Annotated in this window: 6 protein-coding genes; 4 read left to right on the forward strand and 2 right to left on the reverse strand. The window is 74.3% G+C overall.

Translation table 11 applies throughout. The annotated features are described in order from the left end of the window. Positions 1-34 precede the first annotated feature (34 nt). Both BSL84_RS31155 and BSL84_RS31160 read left to right on the forward strand, forming a co-directional pair. The gene (locus tag BSL84_RS31155) at positions 35-11,059 is read left to right on the forward strand and encodes a non-ribosomal peptide synthetase (protein WP_075971723.1); all 11,025 of its coding nucleotides are present in this window, start codon (positions 35-37) and stop codon (positions 11,057-11,059) included. Next, positions 11,046-12,746 carry an ABC transporter ATP-binding protein gene (locus BSL84_RS31160; protein WP_030026417.1) on the forward strand — a complete coding sequence of 567 codons (1,701 nt, stop codon included), beginning with the start codon at positions 11,046-11,048 and terminating at the stop codon, positions 12,744-12,746. The genes BSL84_RS31155 and BSL84_RS31160 overlap by 14 nt, the downstream gene beginning before the upstream one ends. Before the next feature lie 33 nt (positions 12,747-12,779). Here BSL84_RS31160 and BSL84_RS31165 read toward each other — a convergent pair whose 3' ends face one another. Continuing rightward, a complete protein-coding gene (locus tag BSL84_RS31165; RefSeq protein ID WP_075971724.1) occupies positions 12,780-13,898 on the reverse strand; it encodes an alpha/beta hydrolase-fold protein in 1,119 nt (372 codons plus the stop codon). A gap of 93 nt (positions 13,899-13,991) precedes the next feature. On the opposite strand from BSL84_RS31165, the gene BSL84_RS31170 reads away from it, so the two are divergent. Next, positions 13,992-14,204, forward strand: coding sequence for an MbtH family protein (locus BSL84_RS31170; protein WP_030031549.1), 213 nt, complete (start codon positions 13,992-13,994; stop codon positions 14,202-14,204). Between the two features lie 81 nt (positions 14,205-14,285). Beyond that, positions 14,286-15,863 carry an amidohydrolase gene (locus BSL84_RS31175; protein WP_030031550.1) on the forward strand — a complete coding sequence of 526 codons (1,578 nt, stop codon included), beginning with the start codon at positions 14,286-14,288 and terminating at the stop codon, positions 15,861-15,863. 265 nt (positions 15,864-16,128) lie between these two features. Here the strand turns inward: BSL84_RS31175 and BSL84_RS36685 are convergent, their stop codons facing one another. Further along, positions 16,129-16,479: an SH3 domain-containing protein gene (locus BSL84_RS36685; RefSeq protein WP_051873498.1), complete on the reverse strand. Its 351-nt coding sequence runs from the start codon at positions 16,477-16,479 to the stop codon at positions 16,129-16,131. Between the last annotated feature and the right edge of the window lie 15 nt (positions 16,480-16,494).

A 16,494-nucleotide genomic window follows, 5' to 3' on the forward strand; every position in this document is an offset into this window, starting at 1 on the left:
GGCCGGCGGACACTGAAGGGGCGTTGAGTCTTCGATGACGGAACCGACCGCTCGTCTCGTGCGGCTTTCTCCCACGCGCCTGGCCGCGTTACGCCGGCGCGCGGGCGACTACCGCGACCGCACCATCACCACGGCGTGCTCGACCGGGCTGGCGTACTGGGCCACCGGCCGCAGCCCCGACGGCATGGAACTCACCCGCGACACCCTCTTCGCCGACGTCCTCGGCTGGGCCGACAACGGCGGCGCCCCGCCAACCGGCTGGGAGATCGGCGACGACGCCCGCAGCATCACCCTCCCCGAAGGCGTCGACCCGGCCGACGCGCAACTCGCCCTCGACGACCTGGCCGACTTCCCCGACCGGCCCCTCGGCACCATCGCCCCCTCCAGCGTCGCGGCCCGCGTCGAGACCCTGGCCCGCTGGAACGACACCGGCGCGGACCGGGCCCGCCCCACCATCGTCGAGATGTTCCGCGAACAGGCGCGCACCCGCCCCGACGCCGTCGCCGTCGTCGACGAACGGCGCTCCCTCACCTACGGCCAGGTCGCCGCGTACTCCAGCCAGTTGGCCCATGAACTCCTCGACCGCGGGACCACCGCCGAACAGGTCGTCGGCATCTCCCTGGCCCGCTCCGCCGACATGGTCGTCGCCCTGCTCGGCGTGCTCCAGGCCGGCGCGGCGTTCGTACCCCTCGACCCGCAGTGGCCCGCCGCACGACGGGCCGTCGTCGTCGAGGACGCCGGCGTCGTGCTCCAGCTCAACGGCACGGGCGGGCACGCCCCCGGCGAACCGGCCGCCGTCGCCGTCGACCTCGGCGACTGGCGGCACGGCTCCCACCCCGGCGGCGGCACCGGCATCACCACACCCGGCGACGCCCTCGCCTACGTCATCTTCACCTCCGGCTCCACCGGCAGGCCCAAGGGTGCCATGATCCGGCACGAGGCGATCAGCGAGCGCCTGCTGTGGCAGACCCACGAGATCCTGGGCTTCGGCCACGACGACGCCTCCCTGTTCAAGGCACCCCTGTCCTTCGACATCTCCGTCAACGAGATCTTCCTGCCCCTGGTGTCCGGCGGCCGCCTGGTGGTCCTGCGGCCCGGCGGCGAACGCGACCCCCACCACCTGCTCGGCGTGATCGCCGAGCAGCGCGTCACCTTCACCTACCTGGTGTCGTCCATGCTGGACGTACTGCTCGACATCGCCGGCGACTCCGGCCGGCTCGCCAGCCTGCGGCACGTGTGGTGCGGCGGCGAAGTGCTCACCCCCGAGCTGTACGAGCGGTTCCGCGACCGGCTCGACATACCCATGTACCACGGCTACGGGCCGGCCGAGACGACCATCGGCGTCTCCCACGTCGTCTACCGGGGCACGGCGGAACGCCTGACCACGTCGATCGGCAGGGCCAACCCCAACACCCAGCTCTACGTCCTCGACGACGAGCTGCGCCCGGTACCGGTCGGGGTCGGCGGCGAACTGTACGTCGGCGGATTCCTGCTCGGCCGCGGATACGCCGGCGCCCCCGGCCTGACGGCCTCCCGGTTCGTCGCCAACCCCTTCGCCGCAGACGGCTCGCGCCTGTACCGGACCGGGGACCTGGCCCGGTACGCACCGGACGGGACACTCGACTTCCTCGGCCGTGCCGACAACCAGATCAAGATCCGCGGCATGCGGCTGGAGATCGAGGACGTCGAGGCAGGCCTCGCCGAACACCCGCGCGTACGCCACGCCTGCGTCGTCGCGAAGCAGAACACCGCCGGCGGCACCTACCTGGCCGGCTACGTCATCCCCGCCGCCGGAGCGGCGGACCTGACGGCCCAGGAGGTCGCGGAGTGGGCGGCCGGGCACATGGTCGAGTACATGGTGCCCGCCCGTATCGTCGTCATGAAGGAGTTCCCGCTCACCGCCAACGGCAAGCTCGACCGCGCCGCGCTCCCCGAGCCCGGCACCGGGACAGGCCCGCTCGTCCCGCCCGCCACCGACAACGAGCGTCTGGTGTGCGCCGCGGTCGCCGCGCTCCTGCGGCTGGACGCGGTCGGCGTCGACCAGGACTTCTTCCGGCTCGGCGGCGACAGCCTGCTCGCCATCTCCCTGCTCGGCGCGCTGCGCAAGGACGGCCTGCACGTCACACCGCGGCAGATCTTCACCCACAGCGTGATCGGCGCGCTGGCCGCGGCGGCCGTCCCCGCCGACACCGCCGCCGAGGACCACGACGACGTCGAGACCGGCCCGGTCACCGGCTCGCCCGTCCTGCGCTGGCTCGGCGAGACCACCGACGCCGTCGACGGCTTCGTGCAGTCCGTCGTGCTGAACACCCCCGCGGACCTGACCGCGGGCGCCCTCGACGCGGTCCTCGCCGCCCTCGTCGAACGCCACGCCGTGCTCCGCGCCCGGCTCGTACGCGGCGACCACTGGAGCCTCGACATCCCGGCGCCGGGGGACCGCACCACCGCCGGCTGGCAGGAGAGCGACCGGCCGCTCGACGAGTGCGCCGCCCTCGCCGCCGCCGCACTGGACCCCGAGCACGGCGTCATGCTGCGCGCCGTATGGCGCCGCGACGCCCGGCAGCTCGTCCTCGTAGCCCACCACGTCGTGGTCGACGGCCTGTCCTGGCGGATCCTGGCGGAGGACTGCGCCACCGCATGGCGCCTGTACACCTCCGGCGAACCGGTCCGACTGCCGCCCGCGGGCACCTCGTTCCGCCGGTGGACCCAGCTGCTGGAACACGCCGCGTTCGACGGCGACCGCGCCCACTACCGGCGCCCCCTGCCCGGGCCGGACGCCCCGCTGGGCCGGCGCGCGCTCAACGCGGCCGACACCGTCGCACGGGAGCGCACGACGACCGTCACGGTCGGCCCCGACGTCACGGCCACCCTGCTCGGCGACCTCCCCGCCCGGTTCCACGCGGGCGTCAACGACGTACTGCTGACCGCTCTCGCCGTCACCCTCGCCCGGTGGCGCCGCGACCTCGGCCAGGACCAGTCCTTCGCCCACATCGAGCTGGAGGGCCACGGCCGCGAAGCCCGCTTCGTCGCCGACGGCGCCGGCTTCGAACCCGAACTCTCCCGGACCGTCGGCTGGTTCACCACCCTCTTCCCGGTCACCGTCGACCCCGGCGCGGCGGCCGACCCCACGGATCCCGCCTACCTGGCGGCCGCCCTGAAGGCGGTCAAGGAAGACCTCGCGCGCGTCCCGAGGAACGGCCTCTCCTACGGCGCCCTGCGCCACCTGGGAGGCGCCCGGTTCGACACCCCCGCACCCCAGGTGCTCTTCAACTACCTCGGACGCTTCGACGCGGGATCCTCAGCAGACTGGGAACTCGCGCACACCACCAGCCAGTTGGGGGAGCGGCGGGACCCCCGCATGCGACTGCCCCGCGCACTGGAGTTCAACGCCATCGCCGAACCCGACACGGCCGGCGCCTACCGGCTGGCCACCACCCTCTCGTGGCCCGAAGGGCTGCTCACCGACGAGGACGCCGCGGCCATCGGCGCCCACTACCGGCAGACCCTCACCGCGCTCGCCGCACTCGACCGGAACGGCCACGGCGGCCACACCCCCAGCGACTTCCCCCTGGTCTCCCTCACCCAGGCCGACGTCGACGAGCTGGACGGCCCCGCCCTGCGCGACGTCCTGCCGCTGACCCCGCTCCAGGAAGGCCTCTACTTCCACTCGGTCTTCGACGACGACTCCGCCGGCGCCTACGTCGAACAGCAACTGCTGACCCTGGAAGGACAGGTCGACGCCGACCGGCTCGCCGCGGCGGCCACCCGCCTGCTCGCCCTCTTCCCCAACCTCGCCGCCCGCTTCACACCCCTCGCCGACGGCCGCGTGGTCTGCGTGCTCGAAAGCGGCACACAGGCCCCCTTCACCGTCCTGGACCGGCCCGGCATCACCGACGACGAGATCCGCGAGCACGCGGAGCAGGACCGCCGCGCCGGATTCGACCTGGCCGCCGGCCCGCTCATGCGGTACACGCTCATCCGTGCCGGAGCCGGCCGCACCGTCCTGGTCCAGACCGTGCACCACATCATCGCCGACGGCTGGTCGGTGCCGCCGATGCTCCGCGCCCTCCTCGCCGAATACCACGCGCCGGGCACCGTGCACCCCGTCGGAGGCTTCACCGACTACGTGCGCTGGCTCGCCGGCCGGGACCAGGACGAGAGCGACCGGGTGTGGCGCGAACAGCTCGCCGGCCTGCCCGGCCCCTCGCTGGTCGCCGAAGGGCACACACCGTCCGATCGGTTCGCCGACACGGCCGCCGAGCCGGACGGCGACGACCTCGACGGAGCCGTCCGGGCGGCCGGCGTCCCCCTCAGCGTCGCCGTGCACAGCGCCTGGGCGGTGGCCCTCGGCGGCCTCCTGCACGCCCGCGACGTCGTCTTCGGCTCCACGGTGTCCGGGCGGGACGCGGAGGTGCCGGGCATCGAGGACATGGTCGGCCTGTTCATCAACACCGTCCCCGTACGCGCCCGCTGGACCACCGCCACCACGGCCCGCGACCTGTTCGCCCAGGTGGGTGAGCACCAGAGCGCCGTGCGGCCGCACCAGCACGTCTCACTGGCCCGCATCGGCCGCCACACCGGCGCCGGCCCGTTGTTCGACACCCTGGTCGTCTTCGACGTCACGACCGACACCGCCGCGCTGCGCGGCCCCGGGGACTCCCTCGTCGTCACCGGCATCGTCAACGAGGGTGCCCCGCACTACCCGCTGACCCTCGTGGCCGAGCGTACGCCCGAAGGCCGGCCCCGCTTCAACCTGATCTACGACGGCACCCTCCTGCGGGAGGCCGGCGCCCGCGCGATCCTGTCCGCCTTCACCCGCGCCCTCACCGCCCTCCTCACCCGGCCGGACGCCCTGGTCGACGTCCTGGCCGGCGACCTGGCACCCGGCGCCGCCCGACGCCCGGCCGGTACGACACCCCAGGCCGCCGAGGCCGCCCCGACGGCCCGGACCGACCAGCCCGCCCAGACGGCCCAGCCCGCCCCGAACACCCTGGGCGCCCTCTTCGACGCCGCCGCACGCCGCGACCCGGCCGCCACCGCCGTCACCCAGTGTGCCCTCGACGGCGCCACCCGCTCGCTGACCTACGCCGAACTGGCCGCGGGCCGCGACGAACTGGCCGCCACCCTGCGCGCCGCCGGCATCGGCCCCGGCACCCGCGTCGCCGTCGCCGTACCGCGCTCCCTGGAACAGGTCACCGCACTCGTCGCCGTCGTCACCGCGGGCGGCGCCTACGTACCGCTGGACCTCGGCCACCCCGACGGCCGGCTGGAGTACGTCCTCGCCGACGCCGCCCCGCAGGCCGTCCTCGTCACCCCGGAGCACCGGGACCGCTTCACCCGGCTGCTGGCCCGGGCGGGCGTCCCCGCCCGCGTCCTCGTACAGGGCGAGCGGCTGCCGCGAACCACCACAGGCCCCGCCGCGCGCGCCGCCGGCCCGCACGACCCCGCCTACGTCATCTACACCTCCGGATCCACCGGCCGGCCCAAGGGCGTCGTCGTCCCGCACTCCAGCGTGGTGGCCCTCCTCGCCAACACCCGCCCCGACATGGACTTCGGACCGCGCGACGTATGGGTGCAGTTCCACTCCTACTCCTTCGACTTCGCCGTCTGGGAACTGTGGGGAGCCCTGGTCCACGGCGGCGAACTGCTGGTGCCGGACTACGCGCTCACCCGCTCCCCGGTCGACTTCCACCGGCTGGTGCGCGAACGCGCCGTGACCGTCCTCAACCAGACCCCCTCCGCCTTCCACCGGTTCATGGAGGCCGACCGGCACACCGCCGAGCCGCTCCCCGCACTGCGCCGGATCATCCTCGGCGGTGAGCCGCTGGACCTCGGGCGGCTGCGCGGCTGGGTCGGGCGGCACGGCACCGCCTCCCCCCAGCTCGTCAACATGTACGGCATCACCGAGACCACCGTCCACGTCACCCACCGGGTCCTGACCGACGAAGACTTCGAGCGCGGCGGCGGCGCCAGCCCGATCGGCGTCCCGATCCCCGGCCTGGTCACCCATCTGCTCGATGACCGGCTCCGGCCGGTGCCGCCGGGCCGGGTGGGCGCCGTCTACGTCGCCGGCGACCAGGTCTCGCTCGGCTACCTGGGCCGGCCCGGGCTCACCGCCGGCCGGTTCGTCGCCGACCCCTTCGCCGGCGGCGGCGCCCGCATGTACCACACCGGCGACCTCGCACGCCGCACGCTCGACGGCGAGCTGGAGTTCACCGGCCGCGCCGACGACCAGGTACAGCTCAACGGCTTCCGCATCGAGCCGGCCGAGGTGGAGGCGGCGATCAGGGAACTCGACGGCGTCGTCGACGCCGCCGTCACCGTGGCGGACAGCGGCGACCACCTCGTCGCCCACATCGCAGGCCGGGTACCGGACGACCTCACCGGCCTGCTCTCGGCGAAGCTTCCCCCGCACATGGTGCCCGCCCGGGTGCTGGAGACCGACGCCCTGCCGCTGACGGTCAACGGCAAACTGGACCGCCAAGCCCTCACCGAACGGGCCGCCCGCGCCGCTGCGGTGGACGCCGGTGCCGTTCCGCCCGTGACGGCGCAGGACACCGCACTCACGGCGCTGACCGCCATCTTCACCGACACCCTGCCCGGCACCGCCGTGGACGGCGACTGCGACTTCTTCCGGGCCGGCGGCGACAGCATCCTCGCCATCACCGTCGTCAACCGGGCCCGGGCCCTCGGCCTCGCCATCACACCGCGGGACGTCTTCCTGCTCAGGACGCCGCGCGCGCTCGCCGCACACCTGGCGGCGAGCGCACCAGAAACCGCGACACCCGCCCCCGAGTCCGCCGCCCGCGAGGACGGACCCCTGACACCGACCCCGATCATCCTGCGCCTGCGCCGACTGGGCGGCTCCCTCGCCCGGTTCGCGCAGGCCCGGGCCGTGACCGCGCCCGCAGGAACCGGATACGCCGACGCCGAGCGCGCCGCGAACGCCGTCGTGGCCGCGCACCCGGTCCTGCGGCTGCGCCTGCGCGTCGAGCACGGCGTATGGACCCTGCGTACCGAACCCGCCCGCACGGCCACCGTCGTACGCACGGACACCGCCGACCCCGAGACCGCGGCCGACGAGGCCGCGGGACGCCTCGACCCCGAGACCGGCGACGTCATCGCCTTCTCCTGGCTGGAGGCGAGCCGCACCCTGGTGGTCGCCGTGCACCACCTCGCCGTCGACACCGTGTCCTGGCTGATCCTGCTGGACGACCTGGCCGCGGCCCTGCGCGGGGCGCCGCCGGCGCCGCCGACCACCTCCTACGCCGAGTACGCGCGGGCCCTGGCCGACCCGTCGGCCCACCCCGGCGACGACGGCCTCGACCACTGGATCACCACACTCCAGGCGCCCCCGCTGCTGCCCGCCGTCCGGGCGCCGCGCGACACCGTGACCGTGCTCCCGCCCGACCTGAGCGACCTCCTCACCCGCACCGCCCCCACCGCACTCGGCGTCGGCCTCACCGAACTGCTGTGCGGCGCCCTGCGCGCCGCCCTGACCCGCATCCAGCCCGCACCCACCGACCTCGCCGTCGACCTGGAGCGGCACGGCCGCGACCCGGTACTGCCCCACCACGACTACACCCGCACGGTCGGCTGGTTCACCTCCATCGCACCCGTGCGCCTCACCCCCCACACCGACCCGGTCGCCGCCGCCCGCGAGGTCGCCGCACGCCGCCCCGACGAGCGCGCCCACCTCGCCTACGGCCGGCTCCGCCACCTCGACCCGCAGACCGCCCCGCTCCTGGACGCCCAACCGCAGGTGCTCTTCAACTACCTGGGCCGGGGCGGCGAATCCCAGGCCCTGCCCGTCACCGGCGGCGACCGGGACAGCAGCCCCTACGCCGTCGAGGTCAACGCCTGGACGGACGCGGCCACCGGAAGCCTGCACGCCGTCCTCACCCTCGCCGAGGGCATCCCCGACGAGATCACCGGACACTGGCACGACGCACTGGAGCACATCGCGCGGGCCGCCGCGACCGCCGAGCGCACCGCACCGGTCACCCCCCTCCAGCGCGGCCTGTACTTCCAGGCCCAGCTGGGCGGACCGGCGGGACACTACGTCGCGCAGAGCTGGTTCGCCTTCGACCGGCGCCTGGACACCGACGCCCTCGCCGAGGCCATGGCCAGGGTGATCGCCCGCCACCCGTCGGTGGGCGCCGGCTTCGCCACCGACGACGACGGCAACGCCGTGCAGGTCCTCGCGGCCGGCCGGCGCGTCGACGTACGCACCGTCCACCTCGCGACCGACGCCGAGGTCGACACCCTGCTGGCCCGGGACCGCGACACCGGCTTCGACCCGGCCCGGCCGCCCCTGATCAGGCTGACCGTGGTGCGCCGCCCCGACGGCCGCGACGGCCTGCTGCTCAGCTACCACCTCCTGCTGTGGGACGGCTGGTCACGCGAGATCGTGCTCCGCGACCTGTTCGCCGCCTACGAGGGCTGCCTGGCCGGCGACCCGGCGACGCCCGCCCCGGCCAACCCGAGCTTCGAGGACCACGCCCGCGCCCTCGCCGCCAAGGACCCGGCCCCGGCCGAACGGTTCTGGGCGCGGCACCTGGCAGGCCTCCCCGGCCCGACCCTGCTCGCCGGCCCCGCACCGGCCCTCGCCGACGGCCTGCCCCGCGCGCTCGTCCACACCCTCGACCCCGACCGGTCACAGCTGCTGCGGGACACCGCCCGCACGCACGGCGTCACCCTGAACTCGGTACTGACCGGCGCCTTCGGCCTCCTGCTCGGCGCCCGGACGGGCCGCGGCGACGCCGTGTTCGGGGTGACGGTCTCGGGCCGGGAGGGCGAAGGCCTGGACGGCATCGTCGGCGTGCTGCTCAACACCGTGCCCATGTGGACGCGGGCACGGCCCGAGGACACCGTCCGCGCGTACCTGACGTCCGTGCAGGCCGCCCGGGTCGAGGCGATGGAACACGAACACATCGGGCTCGGCGAGATCCAGCGCGCCGGCGGACACGACACGCTCTTCGACAACCTCTTCGTCCTCCAGAACTTCCTGGACCTGGACGCCTTCGCCGACATGAACGCCCGCCACGGCATCACCGGCGTCCGGGCCGACGACTCCACGCACTACCCGTACACCTGGGTCGTCACCCCGGGCGACCGGCTCACCGTCAAACTGGAGTACCGCGACCACGACACCGCGGCCGCCCGGCAGCTCCTCGACGACTACCTGCGCATCCTCGACGACCTGGCCAGGGCGACCGGACCGCTCGGCACCCTGCCGGGCCTCGGACCGCGGCCCGAGCCCGCCGAGCGCACCGACGTGGGCACGGACACCGTCGTCGACCGGTTCGACCTGGCGGCCGACCGGGACCCCGGACGGACCGCCCTCGTCGCCCACGGACACACCATGACCTTCGCCGGCCTCCGGGACCGCAGCCGCGCCGTCGCGGGCGTCCTCGCCGCACGCGGTATCGGCCCCGAGACCACCGTCGGCCTCGCCGTCCCCCGTTCCCTCGACTCGATCGTGGCGCTGTTCGCCGTACTGCGCACGGGCGCCGCGTACGTCCCGCTGGAGCTGGACCACCCCGACGAAAGGATCGCCGCCATCGTCGCGGACGCCCGCCCCGAGGTGATCCTCAGCGTCAGCGCCGTGTCACCACGGCTGCGCCGACTGCCCGGCGACCTGATCGAGCTGGACCGGCCGCTCCCCGCGGCCGAGCCCGTCACGACGTTCGCCCCCGGCGACCCGCACCGCCTGCGCCACCCCGCCTACACGATCTACACCTCCGGATCGACCGGCAGGCCCAAGGGCGTGGTGACCGAGTACGCGGGCCTGACCAACATGCTGGTCAACCACCAGCGCCGGATCTTCGAACCGGTACTGGCGGACCACGGCCACCGGGTCTTCCGGATCGCGCACACCGTGTCGTTCGCCTTCGACATGTCGTGGGAGGAACTGCTGTGGCTCGCCGACGGCCACGAGGTGCACATCTGCGACGAGGAACTGCGCCGCGACGCCCCACGGCTCGTCGAGTACTGCCTCCGGCACGCCATCGACGTCGTCAACGTCACCCCGACCTACGCCGGGCAACTGCTCGCCGAGGGCCTGCTCGACGACCCGGACCGGCGGCCCGCCCTCGTCCTGCTGGGCGGCGAAGCCGTCACGCCCGCACTGTGGCAGCGGCTCGCCGAGACGGACGGCACGGCCGGCTACAACCTGTACGGACCCACCGAGTACACCATCAACACCCTCGGCGTCGGCACCTTCGAATGCGAGGACCCCGTGGTGGGCGTCGCCATCGACAACACCGACGTGTACGTCCTGGACCCCTGGCTGCGGCCCCTCCCCGACGGCGTCCCCGGCGAGCTGTACGTGGCGGGCATCGGCATCGCGCGCGGCTACCTCGGACAGCCCGCCCAGACCGCGCACCGCTTCGTCGCCTGCCCCTTCGGCCGGCCCGGCGAGCGCATGTACCGCACCGGGGACCTGGTGTCACGGCGGCCCGACGGGAACCTGGCGTACCTGGGCCGCACCGACCAGCAGGTCAAGATCCGGGGACACCGCGTCGAACCGGGCGAGGTGGAGGCCGCGTTCGCCGCGCACCCGGCGGTCCGGTTCGCCGCCGCGGTCGCCCAGCCCGACCCCCAGGTCGACGGCGCGTACCGGCTGGCCGCCTACCTCGTACTGGACGGCTCCGACCTGGCGGCGGTCGCCGCCGAAGTGGGCGCCGCGCTGCCGGACTTCCTGCGCCCGACGCACTACGCCCAGGTCGACGCGATCCCGCTGACCGTCAACGGCAAGGCCGACACCAGGGCACTGCCCGAGGCCCGCCCGCTGGGCGCGCTGACCACGGCGGGGGAGCGCGGGCCGCGTACCGCCACCGAGGCCGCCGTCTGCGCGTTCTTCGCCGAGGCACTGGACCTGGACGACGACGAGGTGAGCGCGGTGGGTGACTTCGTGTCCCTCGGCGGACACTCCATGCTGGCGGTGCGGCTGATCGCCCTGCTCCGCCGGGAGTACGGTCCAGTGGTCACGATCCGCGACCTGTTCACCCTGCGCACCCCGGAAGCGATTGCCCGCCACCTCGATGACAACTCCTGACACGCAGCGGCCCCGTTCGGGGTCCGGCATCCTGCGCACCGCACTGCGCCGCAACGTGGGCGCCATGGCCGGCGGCACCGTCCTCATGGGTCTTTACCAGGCCGGCGAGACCGCCTTCCCCATCGCGCTCGGCCTGATCGTCGAGCACACGATGCGGGACCGGAGCCCCGGCGCCCTGGTGCTGTCGATCGCCGCACTGGCGGTGATCATCACGACGGTGTCGCTGTCGTGGCGGTTCGGCATGCGCATCCTGCAGAAGGCCAACACGACCGAGGCGCACCGCTGGCGGGTGCGGGTCGCCGACTGCGGGCTCCAGCCCGTGGCCGGGGACGTCGGCCTGAAGTCCGGCGAGATCCTGACCATCGCCACCGAGGACGCCGACCAGACGGCCGACATCATCGAGGTCGTGCCCCTGCTGATCAGCTCGCTCGTCGCGGTGCTGGTCGCCGCCGTCGCGCTGGGGCTGGCGGACCTGCGGCTCGGCCTGCTGGTCATCGCGGGCACCGTCGCGATCCTGTCGATCCTGTCGGTGATGTCCCGGCGGATCGGCTCCAGTACGCGCGAACAGCAGGCCCGCGTGGCCCGCGCCGGTGCGAAGGTCGCCGACCTGATCACCGGTCTGCGCCCGCTGCACGGCTTCGGCGGCAACCACGCCGCCTTCCGCTCCTACCGGACGGTCAGTACCGAGGCGAAGCACCAGGCGGTCACCGTCGCCGGCGTGAACGGCGCGTACGCGGGCACCGCCATGGCCCTCAACGCGGCGCTGGCCGTCGCGGTGACGCTGACGGCGGGATGGCTGGCCTTCGACGGCCGCATCACCGTCGGTGAACTCGTCATGGCCGTGGGACTGGCGCAGTTCATCATGGAACCGCTCAAGATGTTCTCGGACATGCCCAAGTACGTGATGATGGCGCGGGCTTCGGCGGAGCGGATGGCGCTGGTGCTGACCGCCCCGCCGGTCTCCGTGCCGGGCCCGCGCCGGCCCGCCCCGGGCGGCGGCCTGGAGATCGACGGGGTGAGCCACGGAGCCCTGCACGCCCTGAAGTTCCACGTGGCGGCGGGTGAGTTCGTCGCCGTCGCCGCGTACCAGCCGCGTGCGGCGGCCGACCTCGCCGCCGTCCTGGCCGTGAAGGTCCCGCCGCACACGTACGAGGGAGCCGTACGGGTCAGCGGCCAGGAGATCGGTGAGCTGTCGGTGGAGGCGGTGCGCGAGCACATGCTGGTGAACCCCTACGACGCGGAGGTGTTCGCGGGCACGCTCCGCACCAACATCGACCCGTCGGGCCGCAGCCGCTCGGTCGCGGAGGCCGTCGAGGCGTCGATGCTGACCGACGTCGTGGCCCTGCACCGGGAAGGACTCGACTACGCCGTCCGCGACCGCGGGGCGAACCTGTCCGGCGGGCAGCGCCAACGGCTGTCGCTGGCCCGGGCCCTGGCCGCCGACAGCGACATCCTCGTCCTGCACGACCCGACGACGGCCGTCGACGCCGTCACCGAACAGCTCGTCGCACGCAACATCGCCCGCCTGCGCCGGGGGCGCACCACCGTCGTGATCACGAGCAGCCCCGCCCTCCTGGACGCAGCCGACCGGGTCCTCGTGCTGGACGGCGGCGTCATCACCGCCGAGGACACCCACCGCAACCTGCTCGCCACCGACCAGGACTACTGCCTGGCGGTGGCCAGATGAGCGGCCGGGCCGCTTCGGGGCCGGCCGCCCGCGTCACCCCAGGGCCCACGCCACGTCCCGCAGCAGGGCGTGGCGCCAGCCCGCCCGGTCGTGGGCGGAGGGCGAGCGCGACACGCGTACGGCCGCGCCCGCCCGGGCGGCCAAGGTCTCGACCAGTGCGCAGTGGGGCAGCATCCGCGTCTCGTGTTCCCCCACGTCGAAGGCGACCCGCAGTCCCGACAGGTCGGCGCGCTCGCGCAGCCGCGCCGCGACGGCGCCGCCGAGCGGACCGCCCAGCGGGTCCGCCAGGTCCGCGGCGCCGGGCGCCCACCAGAACGACGGGGACTGGCAGGCGACCCGCGACACCAGGTCCGGGAACTCCAGAGCCGCGTACATGGCGCTCAGTCCGCCCAGGCTCTGCCCGGCGACCACCAGGCGGTCCGCGTCCACCGGCAGGCCCGTCCGCACCACCAGCGGCAGCAGTTCCTCCCGTACCGCCTCCCACAGCTCGGGCCGGCATCCGAACTCGGCCTCCCGGTCCCTCGTCGGCAGGAAGACCAGGGTGGCGGGAGGCATCCCGCCCGCCGCGACGGCCGCGTCGAACGCCGTCATGGCCGGATGCAGGTACAGCCAGTCGTCGCCGTCGAGGAGCAGCACCAACGGGCCGCCCCCGCCCGCCGGATGGACCCGTACGGTGCGCCGCCCGCCCAGGCGCCCGCTCGTCCAGCGGACCCGGGTGGACGGAAGCGGAAGCACCGGGTCGGCGCCGAGGGCGGGCCAGTACGGCTGGGCGGGGACGTCCGGGGTCGCGGCGAGGGACCGGTCACCGCCCGCACCGGCCGGGTTGAACGGGTCGGGGCACTCCGCGCCCTGCGCGAGGAACCGGTACGTGACCCGCAGCCGCGCCGGCATGCGGACCTGTGCGTACCAGCAGTCGGTGTCCGCCCACCGGCGCAGCGCCACCGGATGCGACCAGCTCTCGAAGACGACACTCGCCGGGGAGCCGCGCCACAGGAACAGCGTCACCCACCCGCCGTCCCCGGCGGGGACGGACGCCGGGCCTGCCGCAGCCGCCCAGAACTCCTCCGACCCGGGTTCGCCGGGCAGTCCGTACGGGGCGAACTCGCCCTGCGCATCCGCGCCTTGGCCGGGGACGGTGTCGGGCAGGCGCATGCGGGTCTCCTTGTGAGCGGCAAGGGGAGAGACTAAGCTCGATGCAATTAGGCGAGCCTAACCTAATCCCGACGTTCCGGGGAGGCAACGACCGTGAGCACCAACCCCTTCGACGACGACGAGGGCCGCTTCCTCGTCCTGGTGAACGACGAGGGCCAGCACTCGCTCTGGCCGTCCTTCGCCGACGTGCCCGGCGGATGGACGATCGCCCTGGGCGAGAACACCCGGGCGGCGTGCCTGGACTTCGTCGAGGCGAACTGGACCGATCTGCGGCCCCGGTCCCTCGCCCGGACGGCGGACGCCTGACCCTCCACCCCGCCTCCGCCTCCGCTTCGCCGTCCCGCACACCGCCGGCCGCGCCGGCCGACCTCTCTGGGGGCCCGCCCGATGCTCTGCACCCGGCTGACCAACGCCCGCTTCCTCACCATGGACCCGGACCACCCGGTCGCCCGCGAACTCGGCATCTGGCGGGGCCGGATCGTCGGCCTGGACGGCGCGGTCGCCGCCCTGCCCGCCCGCGAGGTGGTCGACCTCCAGGGGGCCACCGTGCTCCCCGGGTTCATCGACGCCCATGTGCACCTGCCCTGGACCGGTTTCAAGGAGAACACCCCCAGCATGGCCGGCCGCACCCGGATCGAGGACGCCCTCGCCGTCGTGGCCGAGGCGGTCGCCCGCAAGGACGCGCCCGGATCCTGGGTGAGCGTCGTCGGCTACGACCAGCGGGCGCTGGGCCGCCACCTGACCGCCTCGGAGCTCGACGGGGTCAGCCGGGGCCACAAGCTGTACGTGCTCCACGACTCCGGGCACGGCTGCGTCGTCAACACCGCCGTCCTCGACCTGCTGCCCGCGGACGTCCCGCACGAGGACGGCTTCCTCACCGAGGGCGCCATGGGAGCCGCCCGCGCCCTACGACTGCCCTACTCCCAGGAGGAGTTGGCCGAGGCCATCGGGCGCGCCGCCCGCACCTGTCTGGCCGAGGGCATCACCGCCTGCGCCGAGGCGGGCATCGGTGGCGCCCTCTTCGGGCACACCCCGGTCGAACTCGGCGCCTACCAACTCGCCCGCGAGAAGGGCCTGCTGCCGCTACGCGTCCAGCTGATGGTCTCCGCCGACCGGCTGCGTCCGGCCGGCGCACACGAGGCCGACGGCATCCCCAGGGCGCTCGATCTCGGCCTGCGCACCGGATTCGGCGACGACTGGCTGTCCGTGGGCGCGCTCAAGGTCTTCACCGACGGCGGGATGATGGCCCGCACCGCAGCCCTCAGCGCCCCGTACGAAGGCCTGGACCATGCCGGCCAGTTGCAGGACGACCCCGACGTCCTCGCCCGGACGATCGTCGACGGCCACCTCGCCGGCTGGCAGCTCGCCGTGCACGCCATCGGCGACCGGGCCGCCGACGTGGCCCTGGACGCCCTGGAGGAGGCCCAGCGCCTGCGGCCCCGGCCCGACGCCCGGCACCGCATCGAGCACGCCGGCCTGATCCGCCCCGACCAGCTCCCGCGCTTCGCGCGGCTGGGCGTCAGCGCCGTGGTACAGCCCAACTTCCTGCGAAGCTTCGGCGACGACTACGCGGCCGTCATGGGCGAGGAGCGGGCCCCCTGGCTCTACCGCGGCCGGGGCTTCCTGGACCACGGCATCACCCTGGTCGGCAGCTCCGACCGCCCGGTCACGGACGGCTCCCCGCTGCGCGCCGTCCAGTTCATGGTCGAGCGCGCCTGCGAGTCCGGCCGCCGGATCGGCCCGGCCGAGGCGATCACCGTCGACGAGGCCCTCCACGCCTACACGGTCGCGGGCGCCCACGCCTGCCGCTGGGAGGACACCGCAGGCAGCCTCACCCCGGGCAAGCGCGCCGACCTGACCGTCCTGGGCGACGACCCGCGGCGCGTGGACGTATCGCGCATCGGCGGCATCGACGTGGTGGCGACGTACGTCGACGGCCGCGAGGCCGGCAAACCGCGGCACTAGGGTCTGTATCGAGTTGCCCCGCGGCGTCGCGACGCCGCGGGGCAACTCGACACAGACCCCAGGCCGTGTCTGACAAATCCCGCCGGGCGCGCGGCGCCCGGCACGCACACTCGCTGCGTTGTCGGAGTCATCCAAGTACGCCCAGTACAAGGATGATCCTCCGCCTTGCGATCGCACGCACCGGACGCCGCACGCCCCGCCCTGCGGGCGGACGGCGCAATGTGTCAGGCACGGCCTAGCCTCTGCCCGGCGTGCCCGTCGGCCGTCAGCAGGGGCGGACGGGCTGGTGGTCGTGGACGAAGCGGGCCGAGACCCAGCCGTTGGCGCCCTGGAGGCGGTACCAGAGGGGGTTGCCGTCCACCCATCCGCCGCGCGCCTGGCACCTGAGGAGCACCCGCTGACCGGGGCGCAGCGACTTGACGACCCCGGAGTAGACCGTCGGCCTCGCGCGTACGTGGAGCGGCGCGTCCGAGACCACCTCGCCCACCGGGTACGCGGCCCGGGGCGCGGCGGCGGCCGGCGCGGCCCCAGGCTGCGGGGCGGCCCACCCGGCGCCGCCCATCGGGCCGAGCGCCAGCCCTGCGGCCAGCACACACATCAGTACGGACTTGTTCATCTTCGGCCCTCTTCT

The sequence above is a fragment of the Streptomyces sp. TN58 genome (genome assembly GCF_001941845.1).
GTDB lineage: Bacteria > Actinomycetota > Actinomycetes > Streptomycetales > Streptomycetaceae > Streptomyces.